Raw genomic sequence first — 26,253 nt, forward strand, 5'->3', positions numbered from 1 at the left:
TCAATCCCTCAATGATGCCTGGAATCGCTCTTTTAATGCCTCTACACATTTGGCGACGGTAGCGGCAATCTCCTCTTCTTCGAGTGTACGGTTGGTATCCTGAAGGATCAGGCTGATAGCGAGGCTCTTATAACCCTCCGCAACACCCTTACCGCGGTACACGTCAAATAAGTTTACGCCAACTACCTGATTTACGCCAACTTTCTTACATTCGGATAAAATATCCGCTGCGGGAACGTTTTCTGCAACAACAACCGCAATATCGCGACGGTTGGCCGGGAAGCGTGAAATCTCCCGCGCCTGCGGCACGATACGGTCTGCGAGCTTATTCCATTCCAGTTCAAACACCAGCGTACGACCATTCAGATCCAGTTTACGTTCCAGTTCAGGGTGAACAACCCCAATAAAACCAATACGTTCATCTTTCAGATAAATCGCCGCAGACTGTCCCGGATGCAGAGCCGGATTCATCTCCGCCTTAAACTGGATATCACCCAGTTTGCCGGTTAAATCCAGTACTGCTTCCAGATCGCCTTTCAAATCATAGAAATCAACGGTCTCTTTTGCCAGGTTCCAGTGCTCATCATAGCGGTTACCGCAAATCACGCCAGCCAGCATCAGATCCTGTCGAATACCCAGATTGGCTTGTGTATCCGGAACGAAACGTAAACCGGTTTCAAAAATACGCACGCGATTCTGCTGACGGTTTTGGTTATAGACCACCGTCGCCAACAATCCGCTCCACAGAGACAGACGCATCGCCGACATCTCAACGGAGATAGGGTTTGGCAGCAGCAGCGCTTCTGCGCCTGGATGGATGAGCTGTTGTACTTTAGGATCGACAAAGCTATAGGTAATCACTTCCTGATAGCCTTTGTCGTTCAGCATGGTTTTAACCCGCTTCAACGACAGATCGGCTTCACGGTGCGTCCCCATGATTAAACCGGCCTGGATTGGCTCGTCCGGAATATTGTTATAGCCGTAAACGCGGGCCACCTCTTCCACCAGATCTTCTTCAATTTCCATATCGAAACGCCAGGTCGGCGCTACGGCTTTCCACTCGTCCTGCCCTTCGGTCACTTCACAGCCCAGACGACGCAGAATATCACTGACCTGCTCATCCGCAATATGATGCCCGATCAGGCGATCCAGTTTACTGCGACGCAGCGTAATGGTGGCGCGTTTCGGCAACGTTGCTTCGTTGCTCACATCAATTATCGGACCCGCATCACCGCCACAGATATCAAGAAGCAGACGAGTAGCGCGCTCTATCGCTTTATATTGCAGCGCCGGGTCCACCCCGCGCTCGTAGCGGTGAGACGCATCGGTATGCAGACCGTGGCGGCGAGCGCGACCGGTGATAGACAGCGGATTAAAGTACGCACATTCCAGCAGCACATTTTGCGTTTCGCCGTTCACGCCGGAATGTTCGCCGCCAAAAATACCGGCTATCCCCAGCGCCTTATGGTGATCGGCGATCACCAGCGTGTCCGCATTTAACGTCGCTTCGCTACCGTCCAGCAGGACGACGGTTTCACCCTCTTTTGCCATCCGCACGACAATACCGCCATCAATGCGATCTTTATCGAAAGCATGCATTGGCTGACCCAGTTCGAGCAGCACATAGTTGGTGACGTCAACCACCGCATCGATGGAGCGAATACCGCAGCGACGCAGTTTCTCTTTCATCCACAGCGGCGTCGGCGCGTTAACATTGATGCCTTTTACCACCCGGCCAAGATAGCGTGGACACGCATCAGCGGCCTCTACTGTAATCGGCAGCGTATCGCTGATGGTTGCCGTAACCGGCGCCATTTCAGGCTCCTGGAGCGGCGCTTTGTTCAGTACCGCCACATCACGCGCAACGCCGATGATACCTAAGCAATCCGCACGGTTCGGCGTGACGCTAATTTCGATGGTATTGTCGTCAAGCTTCAGGTATTCACGGATATCGGTACCCAGCGGCGCATCCGCCGGCAGTTCGATAATGCCGCTGTGATCGTCGGAAATCCCCAGTTCGGAGAAGGAGCACAGCATCCCTTCAGACGGTTCGCCACGCAGTTTTGCCGCTTTAATTTTGAAATCGCCAGGCAGAATAGCGCCAATGGTGGCCACCGCTACTTTCAGCCCCTGACGACAGTTTGGCGCGCCGCAGACGATATCCAACAGGCGTTCTCCGCCGACGTTGACTTTCGTTACACGCAATTTGTCAGCGTTCGGATGCTGGGCGCACTCAACCACTTCCCCAACCACAACGCCATTGAAGCTTCCCGCGACCGGCTCAACGCCGTCTACTTCCAGGCCAGCCATCGTAATCTGGTTAGCCAACGCATCGCTATCAATTGCCGGGTTAACCCACTCGCGTAACCACAGTTCGCTGAATTTCATTGTTTTATCCTGCCTTTATTTAAACTGTTTAAGGAAACGCAGATCGTTTTCGAAGAATGAACGCAGGTCGGTGACGCCGTAACGCAACATGGTCAGACGTTCCATCCCCATACCAAAAGCGAAGCCAGAATAGATTTCCGGATCGATACCGACATTACGCAGCACATTCGGATGCACCATCCCGCAGCCCAGCACTTCCAGCCATTTGCCGTTTTTACCCATCACATCCACTTCCGCAGAAGGTTCGGTGAACGGAAAATAAGAAGGACGGAAGCGAATCTGCAGATCCTCCTCAAAGAAATTACGCAGGAAGTCGTGCAGCGTACCTTTGAGGTTGGTGAAGCTGATGTTGGTATCAACAATCAGACCTTCCATCTGATGGAACATCGGAGTATGCGTCTGGTCGTAGTCATTACGGTATACACGGCCCGGAGCAATAATACGGATCGGCGGTTGCTGCGCTTTCATCGTCCGGATCTGGACGCCAGACGTCTGGGTCCGCAGCAGACGGGTCGCGTCAAACCAGAAGGTATCATGATCGGCGCGGGCCGGATGATGACCCGGAATGTTTAACGCATCGAAGTTATGGTAGTCATCTTCGATTTCCGGGCCAGTCGCCACGGTAAAACCAAGCTCACCGAAGAAACTTTCAATACGGTCAATGGTACGCGTGACCGGATGCAGACCGCCGTTCTCAATACGGCGCCCCGGCAGGGAGATATCGATGGTTTCAGCGGCCAGACGGGCGTTAAGCGCTGCGCTTTCCAGCTCGGCTTTACGCGCGTTAAGAGCCTGTTGTACCTGCTCTTTCGCGGCGTTAATGACTGCCCCGGCTGCCGGACGCTCTTCCGGCGGCAGATCGCGTAGGGTCGTCATCTGAAGGGTTAAATGCCCTTTCTTGCCCAAATATTCGACGCGTACATTGTCTAACGCGGCAACATCTGACGCCTGGTTAATGGCGGCCGCTGCATTGGCAACCAGCTCTGCGAGATGTGACATGGTTTTCCTCATTGTGTCGGTGAAGACACCGGTTCATTGGACGTAATCTCTCGATTTCAGATACAAAAAAAGCCTCCATCAGGAGGCTTTTTTGCGCTGTTTTTCGTTTCGTTTTTCACGCGCTAGCCTCCTGGGATCAGGTGCTAAAGTAAAAAAAGAAACGGAAAATAGCAGCGTTCATGCTTGCGTTACCTTATGTGGTAAAACCGAATATCCTTTATTGAAAAGGGTTACAGGTCAATTGTCAACTCACTGAACAGTAAATAAAAGAGAGGGAGCCAGGCTCCCTCTTTTCACTGGCTTATGCCAGAGCTGCTTTCGCTTTTTCAACCAGCGCGGTGAACGCGACTTTGTCGAATACGGCGATATCAGCCAGGATCTTACGGTCGATTTCAACAGAGGCTTTTTTCAGGCCGTTGATGAATTTGCTGTAAGAAATACCGTTCTGACGTGCTGCTGCGTTGATACGCGCAATCCACAGTTGACGGAACTGACGCTTACGTTGACGACGGTCACGGTAAGCATACTGACCAGCTTTGATAACTGCCTGGAAGGCAACGCGGTATACGCGAGAACGCGCACCGTAGTAGCCTTTGGCTTGTTTCAAAATTTTCTTGTGACGTGCGCGTGCAATTACACCACGTTTTACGCGAGCCATATGTGCTCTCCTGTATCTATTCTAATTAAAAAGTTAAAAACGTTAACGGCTTATGCGTACGGCAGGCACGCGATAACCAGGCCCAGATCGCCTTTAGAAACCATGGCTTTCGGACGCAGGTGACGTTTACGTTTAGTCGCTTTTTTGGTCAGAATGTGACGCAGGTTAGCGTGCTTGTGCTTAAAACCACCTTTACCGGTTTTTTTGAAGCGCTTAGCAGCACCGCGTACGGTCTTAATTTTTGGCATTTTAATAACTTCCACTTCGCATTGTTAATAAACGAAACATAGGCGAACAAAACCTGTGAAGCCCGAAGGCTTCACAGAATTGTTACTTGAAGGCCTTACTGTTTCTTCTTAGGAGCAAGCACCATGATCATCTGACGGCCTTCGATCTTCGTTGGGAAGGATTCGACCACTGCCAGTTCTTGCAAATCGTCTTTCACGCGATTAAGCACTTCCATACCGATTTGCTGGTGGGCCATCTCACGACCGCGGAAACGCAGCGTGATTTTGGCCTTATCGCCCTCTTCGAGAAAGCGAATCAGGCTGCGGAGTTTTACCTGATAGTCGCCTTCATCTGTCCCAGGACGGAATTTAATTTCCTTCACCTGGATAACTTTTTGCTTTTTCTTCTGTTCCTTAGAAGACTTACTCTTTTCATAGAGGAATTTACCGTAATCCATTATACGACAAACCGGCGGCTCGGCGTTAGGGCTGATTTCGACTAAGTCTACTCCGGCTTCTTCAGCTTTTTCCAGAGCTTCTCTCAGACTCACAATACCAAGCTGCTCGCCTTCCAGACCTGTTAAGCGAACTTCTTGCGCGCGAATTTCGCTATTAATACGATTCGGACGCGCCGTTTGAACTCGTTTTCCGCCTTTAATACTTTATTCCTCCAGTTGTTGAAGACTGCGGCTGCGAATCTCTTGTTGCAGCTTCTCAATCACGTCATTTACGTCCAGACTGCCCAGGTCTTTACCGCGGCGGGTGCGAACGGCAACTTTGCCTGCTTCCACCTCTTTATCACCACAGACCAACATATAAGGGACACGACGTAAAGTGTGCTCGCGGATTTTAAAGCCAATCTTCTCATTTCTCAAGTCTGCTTTTACACGAATGCCCGCATTTTGTAGTTTCTGCGTCAATTCGTTAACGTATTCAGACTGCGAATCGGTAATATTCATCACGACTACCTGAACAGGCGCGAGCCATGTCGGGAAGAAACCAGCGAACTCTTCGGTCAGGATACCGATGAAGCGTTCCATCGACCCAAGAATCGCACGGTGAATCATTACCGGCACCTTACGCTCGTTGTCTTCGCCTACATAGGAGGCGCTCAGACGAGACGGTAAGGAGAAGTCCAGCTGTACTGTACCGCACTGCCATGCACGATCGAGGCAGTCATATAAGGTAAATTCAATTTTCGGACCGTAGAATGCGCCTTCACCCAGTTGATACTCAAACGGGATATTATTTTCTTCCAGCGCAACCGCCAGATCCGCCTCAGCACGATCCCACATCTCATCGCTGCCGATACGCTTGTCAGGACGAGTGGAAAGCTTGACGACGATCTTCTCGAAGCCAAAGGTGCTGTACATATCGTAGACCATACGAATACAAGCGTTAACTTCATCGCGGATCTGCTCTTCGGTGCAGAAGATATGCGCATCATCCTGCGTAAAGCCGCGTACGCGCATCAGACCATGCAGCGCGCCTGATGGCTCGTTACGGTGGCAGCTACCGAATTCCGCCATACGCAGCGGCAAATCACGATAGGATTTCAGACCCTGGTTAAAGATCTGAACGTGGCCCGGGCAGTTCATCGGCTTGATGCAATATTCGCGGTTTTCTGAGGATGTGGTGAACATCGCATCTTTATAGTTGTCCCAGTGCCCGGTTTTTTCCCACAGCACACGGTCCATCATGAACGGGCCTTTAACTTCTTGATACTGGTACTCTTTGAGTTTAGAACGAACAAAGACCTCCAGCTCGCGGAAGATAGTCCAGCCGTCGTTGTGCCAGAACACCATGCCCGGCGCTTCTTCCTGCATATGATACAGGTCGAGCTGCTTACCAATTTTACGGTGGTCGCGTTTTGCGGCCTCTTCCAGGCGCTGCAGATAAGCGTTCAGGGCTTTTTTATCTGCCCATGCCGTACCGTAAATACGCTGCAACATCTTATTATTGCTGTCACCGCGCCAGTATGCGCCGGCAGTTTTCATCAGTTTAAAGTGATGGCAGAAACGCATATTCGGCACGTGCGGACCACGACACATGTCGACATATTCTTCATGATGGTACAAGCCTGGCTTATCATCATGGGCAATGTTTTCATCAAGAATGGAAACTTTGTAGCTTTCACCACGCTTCACGAAGGTTTCACGCGCTTCGTGCCAGCTGACTTTCTTCTTGATAACGTCGTAATTTTTCTCGGCGAGCTCATGCATCCGCTTTTCGAGCGCTTCGACATCTTCCTGAGTTAGCGTGCGGTCAAGATCAACGTCATAGTAAAAACCGTTGTCGACAACCGGGCCGATCGCCATTTTCGTGTGCGGCCAAAGTTGCTTGATAGCGTGACCTAACAGATGCGCGCAAGAGTGACGAATGATCTCCAGACCCTCTTCATCTTTTGCGGTGATGATGGAAAGCGTCGCATCATTTTCAATCAGATCGGAAGCATCAACCAGCTCGCCATTCACACGGCCCGCAATGGTGGCTTTCGCCAGGCCAGGACCAATGTCCAGAGCAACATCCATCGGGCTTACAGGGTGGTCATAATGGCGTTGGCTGCCATCAGGAAGAGTAATAACAGGCATGTAATATCCTTATTTGCAGTGGTGACCCATACGCAAGATCACATACAAAGAGAAAATGAATTTATTGACAGTGAGTTGTGTATCCATCTAGCCAACCATTGCTAAATTGGCGCACAACCTTCGACACAGACGAAAATCGCTATTTTCGTCCGGCATGACGATGGTAACACTAAAAAAAGGGAGATTGCATCACTCTGTAGCAAATCAAGACCCTTGACAGGGTTTCTCCATTATCTTTCTACGCGCCGTATAGCGCTTCTCATCGACAACCTAACTTCTGCGCCAGACTCCCCTTTGTTGTTTTCACCTCGCTGGCTACCGCTTCAGGCAAGGCAGACCACAGCGTCAGCACTGGCTTCGTTTTATGTTCGATAGCCTCCACGGTAACCTGATAGTCGCAAAAATTCGCCGAACGGGGCGTATTCTGATCCATAATAAACGCAGCGTAATTTCCTTCACTTTTTGACGGCGTCGTTCCGGTGAATAAAACCTTCCAGTACCCGCTGGGAATTTCTACCGTCGCATCTTCTGGCAATGTGGCGATATGCCGCTCAAAAAGGGGGCCGGTCACTACGTGCACTACAGATACATCAGCCTGTTTGGCAAGTTCGCGCACCCGGTTTTCCAGTGCAGCCCATGCTCCCTGATTCAGTGCGGATTTCTGCGGCGTAATATTCGATAAATAATTTAACGACGGCCAGTCCGATACGCCGCCCAATCCTGCCAACGGCGCCTGGTGTCCCCTATCGACTTTTAATAGCGCATGGGCATTTTTATAGGCGGAAGGGGCCAACGTATCCGAGGGCGGTAAATCGGGGTCCTGCGCCCAGTTCCGCGGGCGACCGCTTGCCTGGCTGGTCTTTGTCACGCTATAGGCAACCCAGTTGGCAAATTTCGTGGCGCTATTATTATTGAGCGTATAGACATGGCGATAGATTGTTTGTTGACTTCCTCCTTGAGGACAGCCAACGCTACAGTTATCAGGTTGTTGAACGAGTACGTTACGATGGGGTAACTCGGGTGCCGATGTTGTATCCTGGGGAGGATACGATGTAGTACATGCGCTTAATAATACTACGGGCAGTAATTTTAGCAGATTAATGGTCTTATTCACTTTTGCTTCCTTAATAATAACTGCCCTAATAATTCAGATAGTAATAATTTGGTTATATTACCCTGACAGCCGTTAGATGCGCTCATCATTAAAGACAACACTATCACGGTAAAAATTAATAACAGATAAACATCGAAGCCATCAAAGAAAATGAGCTCAAAAGAATACAACGTGATATTCATATTGATACCAAAAAACATCGTATTATATGCATAATCGTGAAGCCAATAATTTCTCGCACTCAGATAGCGAATGAAAAATGGATATTCAATAATATCTGACGCATGTTTTTCAACACCATTTTTCAACATTAAGGCAACGTATCCTCTCAATGACTCGCTGCTGGCAGGAGTTTAGTTATATTTAAAGGTTTAATAAGCACCGCGCATCATGCTGCTGTGTTTATTACTTTGTAAAAATAAGAGTATTCACTTTCATATTCAGGGGTAAAAAGTGAACAAATACAGCTATTGCGCAACGATGATTGCCGCCATACTCAGTACGACCACAATGGCCAATGCCAGTAGCCTTGCTATTTCAGTGGCGAATGATGATGCAGGTATATTTCAACCATCCTTAAATGCCCTTTATGGGCACAAGGCTGCAGACCGGGGTGATTATACTGCCGGGCTCTTTTTAGGCTACAGCCACGATCTCACTGACGCCAGTCAACTCTCTTTTCATATCGCGCAAGATATTTATTCTCCATCAGGTGCCAATAAGAGAAAGCCTGAAGCCGTCAAAGGCGACCGCGCGTTCAGCGCCTTTCTTCATACCGGACTGGAGTGGAATTCATTAGCCACCAATTGGTTACGTTATCGTTTAGGTACCGATATCGGCGTTATTGGTCCTGACGCAGGCGGTCAGGAGGTTCAGAATCGGGCGCATCGAATAATAGGCGCAGAAAAATACCCTGCCTGGCAGGATCAAATTGAAAACCGTTATGGTTACACGGCAAAAGGAATGGTCTCCCTTACGCCAGCTATTGATATTCTGGGTGTCAATGTGGGCTTCTATCCAGAAGTCTCTGCTGTCGGCGGCAATCTCTTCCAGTATTTGGGGTACGGCGCAACCGTTGCGCTGGGAAATGATAAGACCTTCAACTCTGATAATGGGTTTGGGTTACTGTCCCGCCGAGGGTTAATACACACTCAAAAAGAGGGATTGATCTATAAAGTATTTGCTGGCGTTGAGCGCAGGGAAGTTGATAAAAACTACACGTTACAGGGGAAAACGCTGCAAACAAAAATGGAAACGGTGGATATTAATAAAACCGTGGATGAATATCGCGTCGGTGCCACCATCGGCTATTCTCCCGTCGCATTTTCTCTTTCTTTAAACAAAGTCACGTCGGAATTTCGCACCGGAGACGACTATTCTTATATCAACGGCGACATCACCTTCTTCTTCTGAGGCGTCACCACGGAATAACCGGGTTACGTAACGTAACCCGGCGCAATATTACATCTTATAGCCCAGCGTTACCGTAGTGCGGCGATCGGTATGTTCAGGCGCTGATTCAGGCGGCTGCGAGTTCCACGTTAAATTATACCCCACCTTTAGACCAAAATGTTCGTTAATGGCGACATTGAGGGCTGTTTCCGAATTTAGTGTGGTGTCTTCTGCGCCAAATACTGACACCCCCTGTGTAAACTTAGCATTGTCAGTTAACTGCCAGGCATAGCTGCCGGAAGCATAACCCAACGGCTGCGTTTCAGTAGTATCGTCCGTATGTTCGTCATAGCGAACCCCAGGACCGAATTCAAAACGGAAGCTGTGCACTGGACCATTAAGGAACTGCCGCCCGTAACCGGCGGTCAGTACGTCGCGCTGACGATAACCGTTGAAACGGTCTGTCAGCCAACTGGCCTGGCCAAAGGTATAATCATAATCCGTCATATTAAAACGGTTACGCGCGCCTACCGCATATTTTTCTGAAGAGCGTTCATCATTAGAGGAGGTATTGCTGGCATTGCCCCATAATGACCAGGCGGTACGTTGTCCATACCAAGTCATCGCCGTGTCAGCCGTTAAGGAAGAACTTTTAGTATTGCCTGACTGAGCAAGGTAGCCCGCATTCAGATTACCTTCAAAAGGTTTTTTCGCGGTGGAGGGATCATCCATGACAGTAAAAACGGAATCATCGGCGGCGGCATACAGAGACGCGAACACGCCACCCGCCAGCATAACTACAGCGGGTACTGCCTTCAAAAGCTTCATTTATATAGAGTCCGTACAACTAAAAAAGAGACCACGACGGTCCCGGAAACTTTCATAGGGGTCAATGACAAACGCCCCTGGAAAGGTAGCGAATTATAAGAAGCCCCGAATAACATAGCAATCAATTACTATTTCATTTTTTGAATAAGAACCCTCCCGAAGCATTCATTTATTTATATAACTTTACATCGCACTTCTTTAAATAAAGATCCGGAAAATCATATTGTTAATTCCTTCACTTTCCGGGGATTAAGTGCCAGACTGAAATCAGCCTAACAGGAGGTAACGATGGTACGTATCTATACGTTGACGCTTGCGCCCTCTCTCGATAGCGCAACAATCACGCCGCAAATTTATCCCGAAGGTAAACTGCGGTGCTCCGCGCCGGTATTCGAACCCGGCGGCGGGGGTATTAATGTCGCTCGCGCCATTGCGCATCTTGGCGGCACCGCGACCGCAATTTTCCCGGCTGGCGGCGCTACCGGCGAACATCTTGTCGCACTACTGGCTGACGAAAATGTCCCCGTGTCTACCGTCGATGCGAAGGACTGGACGCGTCAGAACCTGCACGTCCACGTCGAGTCCAGCGGCGAACAGTATCGTTTTGTTATGCCCGGCGCCACGCTGGACGATGACGAATTTCGCCAGCTTGAAGAACAGGTACTGGAAATTGAATCCGGGGCAATTCTGGTTATCAGCGGCAGCCTTCCGCCCGGCGTTAAGGTCGAGAAACTCACGCAACTGATTTCCGCCGCGCAGAAGCAAGGCATTCGCTGCATTATTGATAGCTCTGGCGACGCGCTCACCGCCGCGCTGGCGCTTGGCGATATCGAACTGGTGAAACCGAACCTGAAAGAATTGAGCGCGTTGGTTAATCGTGATCTGACGCAGCCTGATGATGTGCGTAAAGCGGCCCAGGAATTAGTGCAAAGCGGCAAGGCTCGCCGGGTAGTGGTCTCTCTGGGGCCGCAAGGGGCGCTGGGCATAGACAGTGAGAATTGCATCCAGGTTGTTCCTCCCCCGGTGAAAAGTCAAAGTACTGTTGGCGCAGGCGACAGTATGGTAGGCGCGATGACGTTAAAACTGGCGCAAGACGCGTCGCTGGAAGAGATGGTGCGCTTCGGTGTGGCGGCAGGCAGCGCTGCTACGCTCAATCAAGGTACGCGTCTGTGTTCTCGTGACGATACCCAAAAAATATACGCCTATCTTTCCGCGCAATAATCGTTTCCCCCTCGCCGAGGGGGATAACGGAAAATCGGTTAACGGGCGGCGCATCCGCCGCTGTTAAAAACACAGTTGCTCCCAACGAGGTGAACGATGGCCAGTGGCGATATTACCCGTTATGTTATTACCGTAACCTTCCATGAAGATTCCCTGACCGAGATTAACGAACTCAATAACCATCTGACGCGTAGCGGTTTTTTGCTGACATTAACGGACGATGAAGGGAATGTGCATGAGCTCGGCACCAATACGTTTGGCTTTGTTAGCGCTCAGAGCGCTGATGAAATCAAAGCGCTTGTCGCCGGACTTGCGAAAAGCGCGTTAGATAAGGATGTCGACATTACCGTGGCGACCTGGGAGGCGTGGAGTAAAAACGCACAATAAGTGCCATTCCCGCCGCGGCGCGTCCGCGATGTGCGTTAGTTCGTATTTTTCAACCGCATTTTTGCGCTAACCTTATGATCTGGCAGACAACGTGGGGAGAGACATTATGTGGCAAGCTATCAGTCGTCTTTTAAGCGAGCAAGTCGGTGAAGGCGAAATCGAACTGCGTAATGAACTGCCAGGCGGAGAAGTCCATGCCGCATGGCATTTACGTTATGCAGGCCATGATTTTTTCGTAAAGTGCGATGAACGAGAAATGCTCCGCGGTTTTACCGCAGAAGCCGATCAGCTGGAGCTGCTCTCCCGCAGTAAAACCGTTGTTGTGCCTAAGGTATGGGCGGTAGGTTCGGATCGGGATTACAGCTTTTTAGTCATGGACTACCTCTCGCCCCGCCCGCTGGATGCCCATAATGCGTTTATTCTTGGGCAACAGCTGGCGCGCCTGCACCAATGGAGCGACCAACCTCAATTCGGCCTCGATTTTGATAACGCGCTCTCTACCACGCCGCAGCCGAATACCTGGCAACGCCGTTGGTCGACTTTTTTCGCCGAACAGCGCATTGGCTGGCAGCTTGAACTCGCTGCGGAAAAAGGCATTACTTTTGGTAATATTGACGCCATTGTTGAACATGTTCAGCAACGTCTGGCGTCGCATCAACCGCAGCCTTCTCTTTTGCATGGCGATCTATGGTCGGCGAACTGCGCGCTTGGCCCTGACGGCCCCTATATCTTCGATCCAGCCTGCTATTGGGGCGACAGAGAATGCGATCTGGCGATGCTGCCGCTGCATACCGATCAGCCACCGCAGATTTATGACGGCTATCAGTCCGTTTCGCCGCTACCGCTGGATTTTCTCGACAGGCAGCCGATTTACCAGCTCTACACCCTGCTTAATCGGGCAAGGCTGTTTGGCGGTCAGCACCTGGCTACTGCGCAAAAAGCGATGGATCGGCTGCTTGCGGTATAGGTACAGCCCATGCCGGATACGCGCTATCCGGCATTTTTCAGTTTACATGAAGCCTAACAAGGAAAAGAAAAAGTAGCCGAGCACGATAATAATGACCGGCAAAATATAGAGCGGGAAAAACTGTAAAAAGATGGTATGGTGCGGCACCACGATACGTGACTCTATCTGCTCACGCGTTAGCCCTTCCGCGCCTTTTGCTTTTTCCAGAATCAACTGATCTTCCACGCCTTCACGCAAAAAACGTGACTGGCGGCTCATTCTGGCACCGGAATCCTGCATCGCCAGCCCGACAAAAATCAGAATAAAAATGAGCCAGAAACCGATATTCAGGCTTCCCTGAAAATTCGGCGTCGGCGAGTTGTACCAAAAAACATTCAGAAACGGCGTATTCACGCGCATCATGTCTATCATTACGTGGGTAAAATCCAGCATTACCGCATTTATCCCCTCCTGCTTTTCACTGTGCGCATACATAAATTTAAGGACTGAGATGAGCGTGGAAAGCAGTGCCGGAATAAAAATAACCCACCCAACAACTCTTTTTAGGATTGCAATGCGTCCAGCTTGTTGATACGTCATGAGTTCCCCTTGATAAAGACGCGTCGTTTTGGCCTAAGTCTACCTGTTGATTCCCGTTTTCGCCTGATCTTTAAGGGCGATATACTAAGAACATGGTCATAATGAACGCTTAATTCGTTATTTTTTAATCTCAACAGGAGAGGTTGTGATGTCAACCCCACGTCAAATTCTTGCTGCAATTTTCGATATGGATGGACTACTGATCGATTCCGAACCGCTCTGGGATCGCGCTGAACTGGACGTGATGGCAAGTTTAGGCGTAGATATTACTCGGCGCCATGAACTGCCAGACACGCTTGGGCTACGCATTGATATGGTTGTCGATCTCTGGTTTGCGCAGCAACCGTGGAGCGGCCCCGATCGCCAGGAAGTGACAAACCGTGTCATTGCCCGCGCGATTACGCTTATCGAAGAGACGCGCCCTCTTTTACCGGGTGTGCGCGAGGCCGTGGCGCTGTGTAAAGCGCAGGGGCTATTAGTGGGGCTTGCCTCGGCATCGCCGCTGCATATGCTGGAAAAAGTGCTCACCATGTTCGAACTGCGCGACAGTTTTGACGCGCTGGCTTCTGCAGAAAAATTGCCCTACAGCAAACCGCACCCGCAGGTCTATCTAGATTGTGCGGCCAAATTAGGCGTTGATCCATTAACCTGCGTGGCGCTGGAAGATTCGGTGAATGGTTTAATCGCGGCAAAGGCGGCGCGAATGCGCGCCATTGTGGTGCCAGCAGAAGAAAACCAGCATGATCCGCGCTTTGCGCTGGCGAATGTCAAACTTAACTCACTGACAGAGCTGACGGCGGCGCATCTACTCGGTTAAGATGTTTCCGAAACAAAGTCAACGGGCAATTAGCCGCTGAACCAGACGGCAAGCGGCTTTGACAGAGACAAAGAGTTACAACGTCACCACTTCCGCCTACTGTATAAAAACCCTATACTGTATGAATTGACAGTTTAATGGGTTTTATCATGACGGCGGAAGGACATCTTCTTTTTTCTATAGCCAGCGCGGTTTTCGCCAAGAATGCCGAGTTAACGCCCGTCCTTGCGCACGGCGACTGGTGGCATATTATTCCTTCGGCTATTTTGACCTGTCTGCTGCCGGATATCGACCACCCCAAATCTTTTCTTGGTCAGCGCCTGAAATGGGTATCGAAACCGATTGCCCGCGCGTTCGGTCACCGGGGGTTTACCCATAGTCTGCTGGCGGTCTTTGCCCTACTGGCGACCTTTTATCTCAAGGTTCCGGATACGTGGATTATCCCGGCGGATGCGCTGCAAGGCATGGTACTCGGCTATTTAAGCCATATCGTCGCGGATATGCTCACCCCCGCAGGCGTTCCCTTACTGTGGCCGTGCCGCTGGCGTTTCCGCCTGCCTATTCTGGCGCCGCGCAAAGGCAATCAGCTGGAGCGATTTTTATGTATGGCGTTGTTTGCCTGGGCGGTGTGGATGCCGCAGTCCATGCCGGAAAACAACGTCATACGCTGGTCTTCGCAGATGATCACTATCCTGCAAATGCAGTTCAATCGTTTTATAAATCACCAGATTGATTAGTAAATCAACGCCAAAGTCATTTTTGGTATAAACCATTCCATTTGAATATAAGAGCCAGCTCACAGTTCTGCTAATCTTGCGCGAACAGAATCGCTAAAACACAGCGCTTCATAATAAAAAAATCAGGAGAACGGGGATGAATTTTCCATTAATTGCGAACATTGCGGTGTTCGTCATTCTGCTGTTTGTACTGGCGCAGGCCCGTCATAAACAGTGGAGTCTGGCTAAAAAAGTGCTTGTCGGCCTTGTGATGGGCGTGATCTTTGGTCTGGCCCTGCACACCATTTATGGCGCTGACAGTCAGGTGTTAAAAGACTCCATTCAGTGGTTCAATATTGTCGGCAACGGCTATGTGCAATTGCTACAAATGATTGTGATGCCGCTGGTATTCGCCTCTATTTTAAGCGCCGTGGCACGACTGCATAACGCCTCTCAATTGGGGAAAATCAGTTTTCTGACTATCGGCACGCTGCTGTTTACTACCCTTATCGCAGCGCTGGTGGGCGTGCTGGTCACCAATCTGTTCGGACTGACGGCGGAAGGTCTGGTTCAGGGCGGCGCGGAAACCGCGCGTCTGAATGCCATTGAGACGAGCTATGTCGGCAAAGTGGCCGATCTCAGCGTGCCGCAACTGGTGCTGTCTTTTGTACCGAAAAATCCGTTTGCGGATCTGACTGGCGCAAATCCTACGTCTATTATCAGCGTGGTGATTTTCGCCGCATTCCTGGGCGTGGCCGCGCTTAAACTGCTGAAAGATGATGCGCCAAAAGGCGAGCGTGTGCTTGTTGCTATCGATACCCTGCAAAGCTGGGTGATGAAGCTGGTGCGTCTGGTGATGCAACTTACGCCTTACGGCGTACTGGCGCTGATGACGAAAGTGGTTGCTGGCTCCAATCTGCAGGACATCATTAAGCTTGGAAGCTTCGTGGTAGCGTCATATCTTGGTCTGGCGATAATGTTTGTGGTTCACGGCATACTATTGGGCGTGAACGGGATTAGCCCGCTGAAATATTTCCGCAAGGTGTGGCCGGTGCTGACATTTGCCTTTACCAGCCGCTCCAGCGCCGCCTCCATTCCACTTAATGTCGAAGCGCAAACCCGCCGCCTGGGCGTGCCGGAGTCCATCGCCAGCTTTGCTGCCTCTTTTGGCGCGACCATCGGCCAAAACGGTTGTGCCGGTCTTTATCCTGCGATGTTGGCGGTAATGGTTGCGCCGACGGTCGGCATCAACCCCTTAGACCCCGTATGGATAGCCACGCTGGTGGGTATCGTTACCGTAAGTTCGGCGGGTGTTGCCGGCGTTGGCGGCGGCGCGACCTTCGCCGCGCTGATTGTGCTGCCTGCCATGGGCTTACCGGTCACGCTGGTCGCGCTGTTAATCTCCGTCGAACCGTTGATTGATATGGGCCGTACCGCACTGAACGTGAGCGGCTCAATGACCGCGGGTACGCTGACCAGCCAGTGGCTGAAGCAGACCGATAAAACCATTCTCGATAGCGAAGAAGACGCTGAACTGGCGCATCGATAATACATTATCGGGAGTTCACATCGTCTGAGACACGACGATCGGCAACTCAAAATGTCTGTCACTAAAAACGCCGGTCTCCAGTACCGGCGTTTTGTTTTTTTCTTAGTCAGCGATTTCGTTTTCCTGGCGAACCTGATTCGCCCAACGTTGCGCCGATTCTGGCACGCTAAAGGCGGGCGACCGTTGAAATGACTCCCCCGTCAGAACAAAGGCAACATATTTACCGCGCAGTATCCAGACGTCGCGAAACGTATCCATTTTTATCGCATGTTCCGGCGGCGCGGGTTCAACACGCGGAATATAGCTAATAATCTGGCGATTTTGCTGGCGAAGAGGTTTCATCATTAATGCTTCACTAAAAGAGGCTAAGGCTAAAAATCAGAAAAACACTATTTTAGCCGATCTTCGCCCCCGACGTCCTGTTCCGCGCGTGCGATTTCCCTGTTATACCCTGTCTGCCGTTCCGCTCTCCCCCGGCATAATTGCTGAAATGTTCTATAGTTAGAGTGATTTTGACTACTACCACGCCCATTTCAGTGATGAAAGCAGGAGACGAGTTCAATGTCGCATAATGAGAAATCCCCCCATCAGTCCCCCGTGCATGATACCCGTGAATCACAGCCCGGCCTGGACTCCCTGGCGCCGTCAGACGGTTCACATCGCCCCACGCCAGAACCGACGCCGCCGGGCGCGCAACCGACGGCCCCCGGCAGCTTAAAAGCGCCCGAGACCGCGAATGATAAGCTCACCGCCCTCGACGCCTTTCGTAAAGGCAGCGAAAATTATGCGCTGACCACCAATCAGGGCGTGCGCATCGCCGACGATCAAAATTCTCTTCGCGCCGGCAGCCGTGGCCCTACGCTGTTGGAAGATTTTATCCTACGCGAGAAAATTACCCACTTTGACCATGAGCGTATCCCGGAGAGGATCGTTCACGCCCGCGGATCTGCAGCGCACGGCTATTTCCAGCCATATAAAGACCTGAGCGACATCACGAAAGCCGCGTTTCTGTGCGATCCACAGAAAATTACCCCGGTCTTTGTTCGCTTTTCGACAGTACAGGGCGGCGCGGGATCTGCTGATACCGTACGTGATATCCGCGGTTTTGCGACCAAATTTTATACCGAAGAGGGAATTTTCGATCTCGTCGGTAATAACACGCCGATCTTTTTTATCCAGGATGCGCATAAGTTTCCGGATTTTGTGCACGCCGTTAAGCCCGAACCACATTGGGCTATTCCGCAAGGACAGAGCGCGCACGACACCTTCTGGGACTATGTTTCCTTACAGCCTGAGACGCTGCACAACGTCATGTGGGCAATGTCGGATCGCGGTATTCCACGGAGTTATCGGACGATGGAAGGGTTCGGCATTCACACCTTCCGTCTGATCAATGCGCAAGGGAAAGCGACCTTTGTCCGTTTCCACTGGAAACCGTTGGCAGGTAAAGCCTCGCTGGTGTGGGATGAGTCACAAAAACTGACCGGTCGCGATCCGGATTTTCACCGCAGGGATCTGTGGGAGGCCATCGAAGCGGGCGATTTCCCGGAATACGAGCTGGGCCTACAACTCATTGCCGAAGAGGATGAATTTAAATTCGATTTTGATCTGCTCGATCCGACCAAACTGATTCCGGAAGAGTTGGTGCCAGTACAACGCGTCGGCAAAATGGTGTTAAACCGTAATCCGGATAACTTTTTCGCTGAAAACGAACAGGCGGCATTTCATCCAGGACATATTGTTCCCGGCATTGATTTTACCAACGATCCGCTGTTACAGGGGCGTCTGTTCTCTTATACCGACACGCAAATCAGTCGCCTGGGCGGGCCAAACTTCCACGAAATTCCGATTAACCGCCCTACCTGCCCCTACCATAACTTCCAGCGTGACGGTATGCACCGGATGGATATCGACACCAATCCGGCGAACTATGAACCGAACTCCATTAATGACAACTGGCCGCGCGAAACGCCGCCAGCGCCAAAACGCGGCGGCTTCGAATCATACCAGGAACGCGTTGATGGCAATAAAATCCGCGAACGCAGCCCCTCTTTCGGTGAATATTACTCGCATCCTCGCCTGTTCTGGCTCAGTCAGACGCCGATAGAACAGCAGCATATTATTGACGCGTTCCGCTTTGAACTGGGTAAAGTCGCCCGCGCGTATATTCGGGAGCGGGTGGTCGATCAGTTAGCGCATATTGATGTCACGCTGGCTGAGGGCGTCGCGCATAATCTCGGTTTTGCACTCACCCATGAGCAAACGCAAATTGCCCCGCCTCCTGATGTCAACGGTCTGAAAAAAGATCCGGCGCTCAGCCTGTATGCGGTGCCGGACGGCGATGTTAAAGGCCGCGTGGTCGCTATCCTGCTGAACGACAAGGTTAACGCCGCCGATCTGCTGACCATTTTGCAGGCTTTAAAAGCTAAAGGCGTCCACGCAAAACTGCTCTATTCACGGATGGGTGAAGTAACGGCTGATGACGGTTCAACATTAACTATTGCGGCAACCTTTGCCGGCGCGCCGTCGCTAACGGTCGATGCGGTAATAGTACCGTGCGGCAATATTGCCGATATCGAGAGTTGCGGCGATGCTCGTTACTACCTTCTGGAAGCCTACAAACATCTGAAGCCCATCGCACTGGCAGGCGACGCCCGACGGTTTAAGGCGCTTTTAAACATTGATAGCCAGGGGGAAGAAGGACTTGTTGAGGCAGATAACGTTGACCACCACTTTATGGACACTCTGCTGACGCTGATGGCGGCACACCGTGTCTGGTCGCGTGCGGGGAAAATTAACGCGATTCCTGCATAAACGGCAAAAAATGCGGCGCATTCTTGCGCCGCAAACTCAGGAGCTAAATATCAAGAAAACTGCCAGGACGATATCCACGTTCCGCAATCGCTGCCTTGAGTGACGCAGACGTCAACACCTCCAGTTCAGTTAAGCGGGGGTAACAATAGGCGCTCTGGCGAATAATGTTGTCCACAAACGCCGGATGACACATCACCTCCAGAGAGGCCTCTCCTCGATGCGCCGAGGCATCCAGAATGCGTAAAAAGCACGCTTCGGTGATCTCCTCGCCGTAAAATTCACTACTAAATCCTTGAGTGCTGCGCAAATCCGACGGCAGATCGTCTTCGTTCAACACCGTCTGGCGGTCAATACGTAACGCAATCCCGCGCTGCGCCGCAAAGCGGGCGACGATGGGGAAAATTTGCGGGAACATATGCACATGATGGTGACTGTCGAGATGCGTTGGCTCGCGGCCAAATACGTCGATGAAACGCTGATACTGACACGCCAGTTCATGCGCAATTTCATCCAGCGGAAGCGTATCCTCCTCCGCCATTTGCCAGATCCATTTCCCCAACAGGCCATCTCGCGTCAGGCCCGGCATCTCTGACACCGGTTTGCCTAACGTCAAAACAAAATGCATTCCCACCCCAAGCGCAGGCAGCTCGCGGCTAAGCTGCGCCGCATGGTCAATAGCCTCGCCATTGACCAGCGCCGTCGTGGAGGTCACAACGCCGTTGCGATATGCTTCAACAATGCCGTAATTTTGCCCTTTACTCAGGCCAAAATCATCGGCATTCACAATCAACACGCGTTCCATAGCCTACCTCTGTCAGTGGTGCTTACCTTTAAGCGCTTCGATGCAAGCGGCAAAATTAGGCAGCCATTTTTCATGCGCCAGGATGAGCTCACGCGCCAGGACTTCTGCGTCGCGGTCGGAATGCACCAGCGGACTCAGGTTAAGCGCCAGCAGCACATCATTAAAGTTTCCGCTCAGCGCCGCATTGCTGGCCGCGACCTCAAATCCTTTAATAGTGTGGATAAGCCCCAGCACTTTTTCGTCAAAACGGGTGATACGCGGGTGCGGCGTCGCGCCATTGCGTCCCAGAATGCAGGTCATTTCCACCGCCCAGTCCGCCGGGATATTCTCGACATGCCCATGATGTGGAATATTAACGTAATGCTCAGTCTGCTTGTCATTATAAATAGCGTTAATGACTTCACAAGCGGCATCGGAATAATAAGCGCCGCCGCGTTGCTCAAGCTCTTTCGGCTTCACGTTTAGCTCAGGATTTTTGTACAAGTCGAAGAGTTGTTTCTCCACTTTTTGTACGACCTGAGCGCGCGCGCCGCCTTTGTAATATTCGCCCATTTCAATCGCCAGCATCTCTTTTTGCTTGAAGTAATACAACAAATAAGAGCACGGCAGCATGTTCAGCGAGCGAATCAATCCTTCACTAAACGGCAGATCAAAGATATTTTTTACGGTTGACGCTTTCAACTGACCGGACGCCACGCCATCCAGTAATTCTGCGAACCGTGAGGTGCCATTCACCAGCACATCTTTAATAAAGACCATATGGTTTAGACCAAACAGGTCAATGGAAAGATCGTCATTCTCATTCAGCGCCAGCACGTCATGAATAAACATTTTCATGCCGACAGGAATATTACATACGCCGATGAATTTTTTAAAGTTGGTATGACGATAAACCGCTTCCGTCACCATCCCCGCCGGGTTAGTAAAGTTAATGACCCACGCATTCGGACATAATTCTTCAACATCCTTAATGATGTCAAAAATAACCGGAATGGTACGCAACCCTTTAAATAAACCGCCAGCGCCGTTGGTTTCTTGCCCCAGATAGCCGTGGCTAAGCGGGATACGCTCGTCCAGTTCACGGGCTTTGAGTTGACCAACGCGTAGCTGGGTAGTAACAAAATTAGCGTCTTTCAGCGCTTCCCGGCGATCCAGCGTTTTATACAATTTTAGCGGAACGCCTGCTTTATCAATCATTCGCTGGCAGAGATCATAAATAATGCCCAGCTTCTCTTTCCCGTCTTCAACGTCAACCAGCCATAATTCGGTGACAGGTAATTCATGGTAGCGCTTAATAAAGCCTTCAAGTAATTCAGGGGTGTAGCTGCTCCCGCCACCAATAGTGACGACTTTTAATTTCTGGCTCATAATATCTCCCTTCAGTGTATGACACTGATATGTATTACGCTATGCCCGCTCGTAAGAAATAGCGTGACGTTCCCCGCGCTATTGGGGCAAGCGTGAAATGTAATTAATCGAGCAATGCAAACCGTTACTCATTAATTTCCGTCAATCGCTTCCGATAACTATTCGGCGTAAATGAGGTCATCTTCTTAAACGTTTTAATAAACAGACTTGGACTGCTATACCCGGCTTCATAAGCAATATCCGTAACCGAATAGTTGGTCATTTCCAACTGTTTCTTGGCAAAATTAATGCGAATCTCATTAATGATTTGCATCGGCGTTTTGCTGTAATAACGTCGGGTGGCGCGCGTCAGATACTCCTGGGATTTTGCCGACAGGCGCACCATATTTTCCAGCGCATGTTCGCCAAACTGCGTTTTATCATGCATTATCTCCACGGTTGCTTTCAGCCATTGTGGAATATCATCATAAACCTGCTCTTCGCGGTAATGGCGTAAGCGGTTTATAATATAAAATGTCACCACTTCGATAAATTCGTCGAGCCCATTGCCGCGAAAATTCAACGACGCAATCACCGTTTCAATATAGGTAAGGAAGGTGCTATTCGCCCTGTATACCTGCGATGCCACAAAACAAAACGGCAGTAACGGAAGATAATGCTGTTCAAAAAAACGTTTACTAATTCCTACGTTCAGAATACGTGTTGCGCCAAACTCATAGAAACTTTGGTGATTCGACCCCACCGGGATAAAAACAAAATCTCCACGTTCCAGCAGCACACGCTTCCCGTTAATCTCCTGGTAATAACGTCCGGTTAATACCAGGGTAAATTCATAATAGTCGTGCTGATGCAGCCCGGTGACGCTTTCCGTCTTGTTATAGATAAACACATGGAAATTTTTGCCATTGAAGAGCTGCTGCTCATAAACCGTTTTGATTTCCGTTGCGTTAACCTGTAGCTGCATCATCCGCCCCCTGTTATTTCAGTTTCTCATGGAGCTCAATTAACTCAGCGATCAGTTCACGAGCCAGCATTGAGGTCATCAAATGATCCTGAGCGTGAACCAGGACCAGACTGACTTTCATTTTGCCTTCGCCCTGATCGCCTTCGATGAGTTTTGTCTGCACAAGATGCGCTTCATTGAGCGCTATGCGCGACTGGTCCATCATCGCTTTCGCCGCCTCAAAGTCGCCTTCTTTCGCTTTTCTGAGCGCGCCATATGCCAGGCTGCGCGCCTGACCAGAATTGATGATAAGCCCCATAACGACTTCTTCGAGTTCCTCAGCCGCTGTCTGGTTATCTACAACATTTTCAAGATCAAACATAGTCTTTCCTCTGATTCAGCCCGGCATGGCATCCCATGCCGGCGCGGAGTTTAGAATTTCAGTGCGTTAGCGATATCTTCTTCGCTTTCTTCCTGCTCGATGGCGTTCTGCGCTTTGTTAGCCACCACCACGAAGGGGAGATAAATCAGGGTAGCGACCGCCAGGTTAAATAGCGCAACCAGCAACGCGGCGACACTGCCGTTGGTGTTAAAGAACGCCCCCAACCCGGTTGGCATGGTCCACGGCGCAATATTGGTAATCGGCGGAATAATACCCAAATAGTAAGCCACCAGCGTAATCGCCGCCAGAATCGGCTGAACCAGAATGAAGGGGATAAACATCACCGGGTTCATAATAATCGGCAGGCCAAACAGGATGGGTTCGTTAATCTGGAAGATACCTGACGGCAGCGCCAGTTTTGCCACCTGGCGATAGTCCGCGCGACGGGATGCCAGGAAGATAGCGATGATCAGACCCAGCGTTGCGCCGCTACCACCGAGGAAGATATAAGAATCCAGCATCGGTTTCGCCCAGATATGGAACGTTTTACCGGCTTCCAGCGCCGCATCGACGGAGCCATACTGTTGGTAAATAGAGATGTTTTCCAGCGCCCAGGGCGTCATGATGCCGCTGTCCAGCGCGGTCAGCGCCAGCGAACCATGAATACCAAAGAACCACAGCAGCGGTACAAAAATGACATATGCCCACCCTACCACGCTACCCAGCGATGCCAGCGGCGTAGAGATAGTGTCCATAATAATCTGATGGAAGTTAGAACCGTAATTAGACAGCGCCCAGGCAATAATCCCCATAATAGAGAGAATAATAAAGCCGGGAATTAATGCTGAGAATGAACGAGACACCGAAGCCGGTACGCTGTCCGGTAGTTTAATCACCCAGTTGCGCCGGACAACAAATGTAAACATCTCCGCGACCACCAGGCCAATAATAATACCGGAGATAATATTCGCGCCGCCCAGCCAGTTAGCGCCTACGGCATAGGCCTCGCCGACACTATACGGCGTTACGGTCATAAATGCCGCCACGGAGAGCAGTCCGGCGGCCAGCGCATCAACCTTGCGCTCTTCCGCCAGCGCCATGCCGATAAAAAATGGCGCCATGAGCGACATAATGCCCAATGTGCCGTTATAGACGTTCCCGCCGATGCCTTTCAATCCATTAAGAGTTTCAATGGTTGAGGCATCAAGCCGAATACCCATGGAATAAAAAAACGACCCCTCCCCAAAGCTCAGGAAAACGTTATTAATTAATACAAACATCGCCCCCGCAAGGGTTAATGGCATTAAACGAATAAAGCCGTTCTTGATTGCATTAACGTGTGGCTGCTTTCCTATTTTTACAGCAAAAGGAAGGAGTACCTTTTCAAGTGAAGCAATGACGTTACTCATAGAAAAATACCCTTAAATACCGCAATAAAATATTGCGGTTAGTGTATGAAATAACTCTTTGACGGGAAAAATTAAAAAATAATTAATTCGCGGCGGCTTTTTTAATTGCCGCTACCGCAGCTTTAAGCACGCCTAAGCCATCTACCTTGCCGTACAACATTGAATCAATGACTTCTACCGGTTTACCGGGTAATAAACGCTGAATTTCGGGGAGCATATAAGCAATTTGCGGGCCTAATAACACGACGTCCGCTGCCGGGCCTTTTTCACCGGCCAGGGTTTCAGGGAATGCTTCAATAATCACCGGCACTTCATATTTTTCAGCCTGAGCGCGCATTTTTGATACCAGTAACGATGTTGACATGCCCGCAGAACAAAACAGATAAATGTGTTTCTTTTCCATAAAAACCTTCCTCATGTGCGATTATCTGTCAACCAGATACGCCGCAAGCCTCAACCTGCATCCATACTCTGGGCGACTTGCGTAACCGGATTTACTTTTTTAGGTGGCTGAAATGAGTATACGGGATCGGACCGCCGGATGGTATTTCCTTGACCCACTAAATTGTCTCTCATTGACCTGGCGTTATGACCCCCCTCACATTTCGGGCAAATAATTCGCGATAATAAATAAGGTTATGGCAGGCACAAAAAAACCGGCTCGCAGGCCGGTTTCCTTGAATGTTCAGGCAATGTACAGTTGTTACTGCTTCGGCGCCTGTGGGTCAGTGTCGTACTCCGCACAGGTCTGATAGCCGGAGTTAATCACGTGCCCGGTATCATCCAGCGCAACAAAGTAGGTTTCCGCTTTACCATCACGTTGACCCAGGATGTAGGTCTGACAGGTACCGCGCGCATGAATCATGCTCACTTCAGATGACGGTTTGCCCGCAATCTGCGCAACTTGCGCCCTGCTCATTCCTTTTTTAACATCTTTAACGACAGGCTCAACAAATTGGTCTTTTGTACGATCATACGCCGTACAGCCTGCCAGCATAGTCATTACCGCCGCTGCGCTTAAAATTCCTGCTACGTTCTTGTTCATTTTCCGTCCTCTTGTTTATCAGCGTGTTATGTAAGCCTGGAATACATCAGAACATTTTTCAAGCCGCGCCTCGCCACAAAAAGTCTTTCGGAAAATTCTCTAACGCAGCGATATGTTGTTTTAAACACCGCTTAGCCCGCCAAACCTTGTCGTTTCAGCGGCGAAGGGTTAGCTTTAACAGGGTAAAGATTCATTTTTTTAATGTCGAAGGGGGTTAAATGACTCTGCAGCAAGAGATAATCCAGGCGCTTGGCGCGAAACCGCATATCAACCCTGAAGAAGAAATTCGCCGCAGCGTGGATTTTCTTAAAGCGTACCTGAAAACCTATCCCTTTTTGAAATCGCTGGTGTTAGGCATCAGCGGCGGGCAGGATTCGACGCTGGCCGGGAAACTCAGCCAGATGGCTATCGCCGAATTGCGGGAAGAGACCGGTGATAATGCGCTGCAGTTTATCGCCGTTCGTCTGCCTTATGGCGTACAGGCCGATGAACAGGATTGCCAGGACGCCATTGCTTTTATTCAGCCGGACAGAGTACTCACCGTCAATATTAAAGGCGCCGTCCTCGCCAGCGAGCAGGCGCTGCGCGAAGCAGGAATTGAGCTGAGCGATTTTGTTCGCGGCAATGAAAAAGCGCGTGAGCGAATGAAAGCGCAATATAGCATCGCCGGTATGACTCACGGCGTCGTGGTGGGCACCGACCATGCGGCGGAAGCGATAACCGGGTTCTTCACTAAATATGGCGATGGCGGTACCGATATTAACCCGCTTCATCGCCTTAACAAACGCCAGGGCAAACAGCTTCTCGCAGCGCTGGGCTGTCCTGAGCATCTGTATAAAAAAGTCCCCACCGCCGATTTGGAAGACGACCGCCCTTCACTGCCTGATGAAGCCGCGCTGGGCGTAACGTATGACAATATTGACGATTACCTGGAGGGCAAAACGCTGGACTCCGCCATCGCTAAAACTATCGAAGGCTGGTATGTAAAAACTGAACATAAGCGCCGTTTGCCGATTACGGTATTCGACGACTTTTGGAAAAAGTAAGCGTACTTCTA

28 protein-coding genes and 1 other annotated feature are annotated in these 26,253 nt (G+C 50.5%); of the genes, 9 read left to right on the plus strand and 19 right to left on the minus strand.

The features are described from left to right. The 9 genes from pheT to ACLJR2_RS17185 form a co-directional block, all read right to left on the minus strand. The gene (gene pheT, locus ACLJR2_RS17145) at window positions 1-2,388 is read right to left on the minus strand and encodes a phenylalanine--tRNA ligase subunit beta (protein WP_000672402.1); all 2,388 of its coding nucleotides are present in this window, start codon (window positions 2,386-2,388) and stop codon (window positions 1-3) included. Between the two features lie 15 nt (window positions 2,389-2,403). Continuing rightward, a complete protein-coding gene (gene pheS, locus ACLJR2_RS17150; RefSeq protein ID WP_000018570.1) occupies window positions 2,404-3,387 on the minus strand; it encodes a phenylalanine--tRNA ligase subunit alpha in 984 nt (327 codons plus the stop codon). Between the two features lie 62 nt (window positions 3,388-3,449). Further along, window positions 3,450-3,573 (minus strand) — a sequence feature (Phe leader region). After that, on the minus strand, window positions 3,524-3,568 hold the full coding sequence (pheM, locus tag ACLJR2_RS17155; RefSeq protein ID WP_001386830.1) for a pheST operon leader peptide PheM: 45 nt from the start codon (window positions 3,566-3,568) through the stop codon (window positions 3,524-3,526). (Overlaps the previous feature by 45 nt.) 115 nt (window positions 3,574-3,688) lie before the next feature. Next, entirely contained in the window at window positions 3,689-4,045 is a 357-nt protein-coding gene (gene rplT, locus ACLJR2_RS17160; protein ID WP_000124850.1) for a 50S ribosomal protein L20, read from the minus strand. Window positions 4,046-4,095: 50 nt separating this feature from the next. Beyond that, on the minus strand, window positions 4,096-4,293 hold the full coding sequence (gene rpmI, locus ACLJR2_RS17165; protein ID WP_001124225.1) for a 50S ribosomal protein L35: 198 nt from the start codon (window positions 4,291-4,293) through the stop codon (window positions 4,096-4,098). A gap of 95 nt (window positions 4,294-4,388) precedes the next feature. After that, the gene (gene infC, locus ACLJR2_RS17170) at window positions 4,389-4,931 is read right to left on the minus strand and encodes a translation initiation factor IF-3 (RefSeq protein WP_001574431.1); all 543 of its coding nucleotides are present in this window, start codon (window positions 4,929-4,931) and stop codon (window positions 4,389-4,391) included. A gap of 3 nt (window positions 4,932-4,934) precedes the next feature. After that, a complete protein-coding gene (gene thrS / locus ACLJR2_RS17175; protein WP_001144226.1) occupies window positions 4,935-6,863 on the minus strand; it encodes a threonine--tRNA ligase in 1,929 nt (642 codons plus the stop codon). A gap of 259 nt (window positions 6,864-7,122) precedes the next feature. Then, window positions 7,123-7,977: a DNA/RNA non-specific endonuclease gene (locus tag ACLJR2_RS17180; protein ID WP_001044090.1), complete on the minus strand. Its 855-nt coding sequence runs from the start codon at window positions 7,975-7,977 to the stop codon at window positions 7,123-7,125. After that, a complete protein-coding gene (locus ACLJR2_RS17185) occupies window positions 7,974-8,288 on the minus strand; it encodes a hypothetical protein (RefSeq protein WP_000916599.1) in 315 nt (104 codons plus the stop codon). The genes ACLJR2_RS17180 and ACLJR2_RS17185 overlap by 4 nt, the downstream gene beginning before the upstream one ends. A gap of 142 nt (window positions 8,289-8,430) precedes the next feature. Between ACLJR2_RS17185 and ACLJR2_RS17190 the strand changes: the two genes are divergently transcribed. Then, window positions 8,431-9,390, plus strand: a complete 960-nt coding sequence (locus ACLJR2_RS17190) for a lipid A deacylase LpxR family protein (RefSeq protein ID WP_001046434.1) — start codon at window positions 8,431-8,433, stop codon at window positions 9,388-9,390. Window positions 9,391-9,438: 48 nt separating this feature from the next. Here ACLJR2_RS17190 and ACLJR2_RS17195 read toward each other — a convergent pair whose 3' ends face one another. Further along, on the minus strand, window positions 9,439-10,197 hold the full coding sequence (locus ACLJR2_RS17195; RefSeq protein ID WP_000770981.1) for a YdiY family protein: 759 nt from the start codon (window positions 10,195-10,197) through the stop codon (window positions 9,439-9,441). Window positions 10,198-10,485: 288 nt separating this feature from the next. Here ACLJR2_RS17195 and pfkB point away from each other — a divergent pair, with 288 nt between their 5' ends. From pfkB to ACLJR2_RS17210, 3 genes are all read left to right on the plus strand, one after another. Next, complete coding sequence (gene pfkB / locus ACLJR2_RS17200) at window positions 10,486-11,418, plus strand: 6-phosphofructokinase II (protein WP_000251707.1); 933 nt, start codon at window positions 10,486-10,488, stop codon at window positions 11,416-11,418. A 96-nt stretch (window positions 11,419-11,514) separates the two neighbouring features. After that, complete coding sequence (ghoS, locus tag ACLJR2_RS17205; RefSeq protein WP_000146133.1) at window positions 11,515-11,805, plus strand: type V toxin-antitoxin system endoribonuclease antitoxin GhoS; 291 nt, start codon at window positions 11,515-11,517, stop codon at window positions 11,803-11,805. A gap of 106 nt (window positions 11,806-11,911) precedes the next feature. Continuing rightward, on the plus strand, window positions 11,912-12,772 hold the full coding sequence (locus tag ACLJR2_RS17210; RefSeq protein WP_000267686.1) for a fructosamine kinase family protein: 861 nt from the start codon (window positions 11,912-11,914) through the stop codon (window positions 12,770-12,772). Between the two features lie 42 nt (window positions 12,773-12,814). On the opposite strand, the gene ACLJR2_RS17215 is transcribed toward ACLJR2_RS17210, so the two are convergent. After that, window positions 12,815-13,351 carry a YniB family protein gene (locus ACLJR2_RS17215; RefSeq protein ID WP_000222158.1) on the minus strand — a complete coding sequence of 179 codons (537 nt, stop codon included), beginning with the start codon at window positions 13,349-13,351 and terminating at the stop codon, window positions 12,815-12,817. A gap of 148 nt (window positions 13,352-13,499) precedes the next feature. Here ACLJR2_RS17215 and hxpB point away from each other — a divergent pair, with 148 nt between their 5' ends. The 3 genes from hxpB to tcyP all read left to right on the plus strand — a co-directional run bounded on the left by hxpB (window position 13,500) and on the right by tcyP (window position 16,433). Further along, a complete protein-coding gene (gene hxpB, locus ACLJR2_RS17220) occupies window positions 13,500-14,168 on the plus strand; it encodes a hexitol phosphatase HxpB (protein ID WP_000106854.1) in 669 nt (222 codons plus the stop codon). Between the two features lie 137 nt (window positions 14,169-14,305). After that, the gene (locus ACLJR2_RS17225) at window positions 14,306-14,905 is read left to right on the plus strand and encodes a metal-dependent hydrolase (RefSeq protein ID WP_000505804.1); all 600 of its coding nucleotides are present in this window, start codon (window positions 14,306-14,308) and stop codon (window positions 14,903-14,905) included. A gap of 136 nt (window positions 14,906-15,041) precedes the next feature. Further along, window positions 15,042-16,433, plus strand: coding sequence for a cystine/sulfocysteine:cation symporter (gene tcyP / locus ACLJR2_RS17230; RefSeq protein ID WP_001010654.1), 1,392 nt, complete (start codon window positions 15,042-15,044; stop codon window positions 16,431-16,433). 102 nt (window positions 16,434-16,535) lie between these two features. Here tcyP and cedA read toward each other — a convergent pair whose 3' ends face one another. Further along, window positions 16,536-16,778, minus strand: a complete 243-nt coding sequence (gene cedA, locus ACLJR2_RS17235; RefSeq protein WP_000977510.1) for a cell division activator CedA — start codon at window positions 16,776-16,778, stop codon at window positions 16,536-16,538. A gap of 216 nt (window positions 16,779-16,994) precedes the next feature. Here cedA and katE point away from each other — a divergent pair, with 216 nt between their 5' ends. After that, entirely contained in the window at window positions 16,995-19,247 is a 2,253-nt protein-coding gene (katE, locus tag ACLJR2_RS17240) for a catalase HPII (RefSeq protein WP_001534654.1), read from the plus strand. A 43-nt stretch (window positions 19,248-19,290) separates the two neighbouring features. Here katE and chbG read toward each other — a convergent pair whose 3' ends face one another. The 7 genes from chbG to osmE form a co-directional block, all read right to left on the minus strand. Further along, window positions 19,291-20,049, minus strand: a complete 759-nt coding sequence (gene chbG, locus ACLJR2_RS17245) for a chitin disaccharide deacetylase (RefSeq protein WP_000442737.1) — start codon at window positions 20,047-20,049, stop codon at window positions 19,291-19,293. A 12-nt stretch (window positions 20,050-20,061) separates the two neighbouring features. Beyond that, window positions 20,062-21,417: a 6-phospho-beta-glucosidase gene (locus ACLJR2_RS17250; protein WP_000078778.1), complete on the minus strand. Its 1,356-nt coding sequence runs from the start codon at window positions 21,415-21,417 to the stop codon at window positions 20,062-20,064. A gap of 124 nt (window positions 21,418-21,541) precedes the next feature. After that, complete coding sequence (gene chbR / locus ACLJR2_RS17255) at window positions 21,542-22,384, minus strand: transcriptional regulator ChbR (RefSeq protein ID WP_000983393.1); 843 nt, start codon at window positions 22,382-22,384, stop codon at window positions 21,542-21,544. 10 nt (window positions 22,385-22,394) lie between these two features. Continuing rightward, window positions 22,395-22,742 (minus strand): PTS N,N'-diacetylchitobiose transporter subunit IIA, encoded by a 348-nt coding sequence (chbA, locus tag ACLJR2_RS17260; RefSeq protein ID WP_000459883.1) that lies wholly within the window; start codon window positions 22,740-22,742, stop codon window positions 22,395-22,397. A 50-nt stretch (window positions 22,743-22,792) separates the two neighbouring features. Further along, window positions 22,793-24,151, minus strand: a complete 1,359-nt coding sequence (gene chbC / locus ACLJR2_RS17265) for a PTS N,N'-diacetylchitobiose transporter subunit IIC (RefSeq protein WP_000073067.1) — start codon at window positions 24,149-24,151, stop codon at window positions 22,793-22,795. 82 nt (window positions 24,152-24,233) lie between these two features. Further along, window positions 24,234-24,554, minus strand: a complete 321-nt coding sequence (gene chbB, locus ACLJR2_RS17270) for a PTS N,N'-diacetylchitobiose transporter subunit IIB (protein ID WP_000412161.1) — start codon at window positions 24,552-24,554, stop codon at window positions 24,234-24,236. A 300-nt stretch (window positions 24,555-24,854) separates the two neighbouring features. Next, on the minus strand, window positions 24,855-25,196 hold the full coding sequence (gene osmE, locus ACLJR2_RS17275; protein WP_001039301.1) for an osmotically-inducible lipoprotein OsmE: 342 nt from the start codon (window positions 25,194-25,196) through the stop codon (window positions 24,855-24,857). Window positions 25,197-25,414: 218 nt separating this feature from the next. On the opposite strand from osmE, the gene nadE reads away from it, so the two are divergent. Further along, complete coding sequence (nadE, locus tag ACLJR2_RS17280) at window positions 25,415-26,242, plus strand: ammonia-dependent NAD(+) synthetase (RefSeq protein WP_000174982.1); 828 nt, start codon at window positions 25,415-25,417, stop codon at window positions 26,240-26,242. The last annotated feature ends 11 nt before the right edge of the window (window positions 26,243-26,253 follow it).

It is taken from the genome of Salmonella sp. SAL03688 (genome assembly GCF_046551895.1).
GTDB lineage: Bacteria > Pseudomonadota > Gammaproteobacteria > Enterobacterales > Enterobacteriaceae > Salmonella > Salmonella enterica.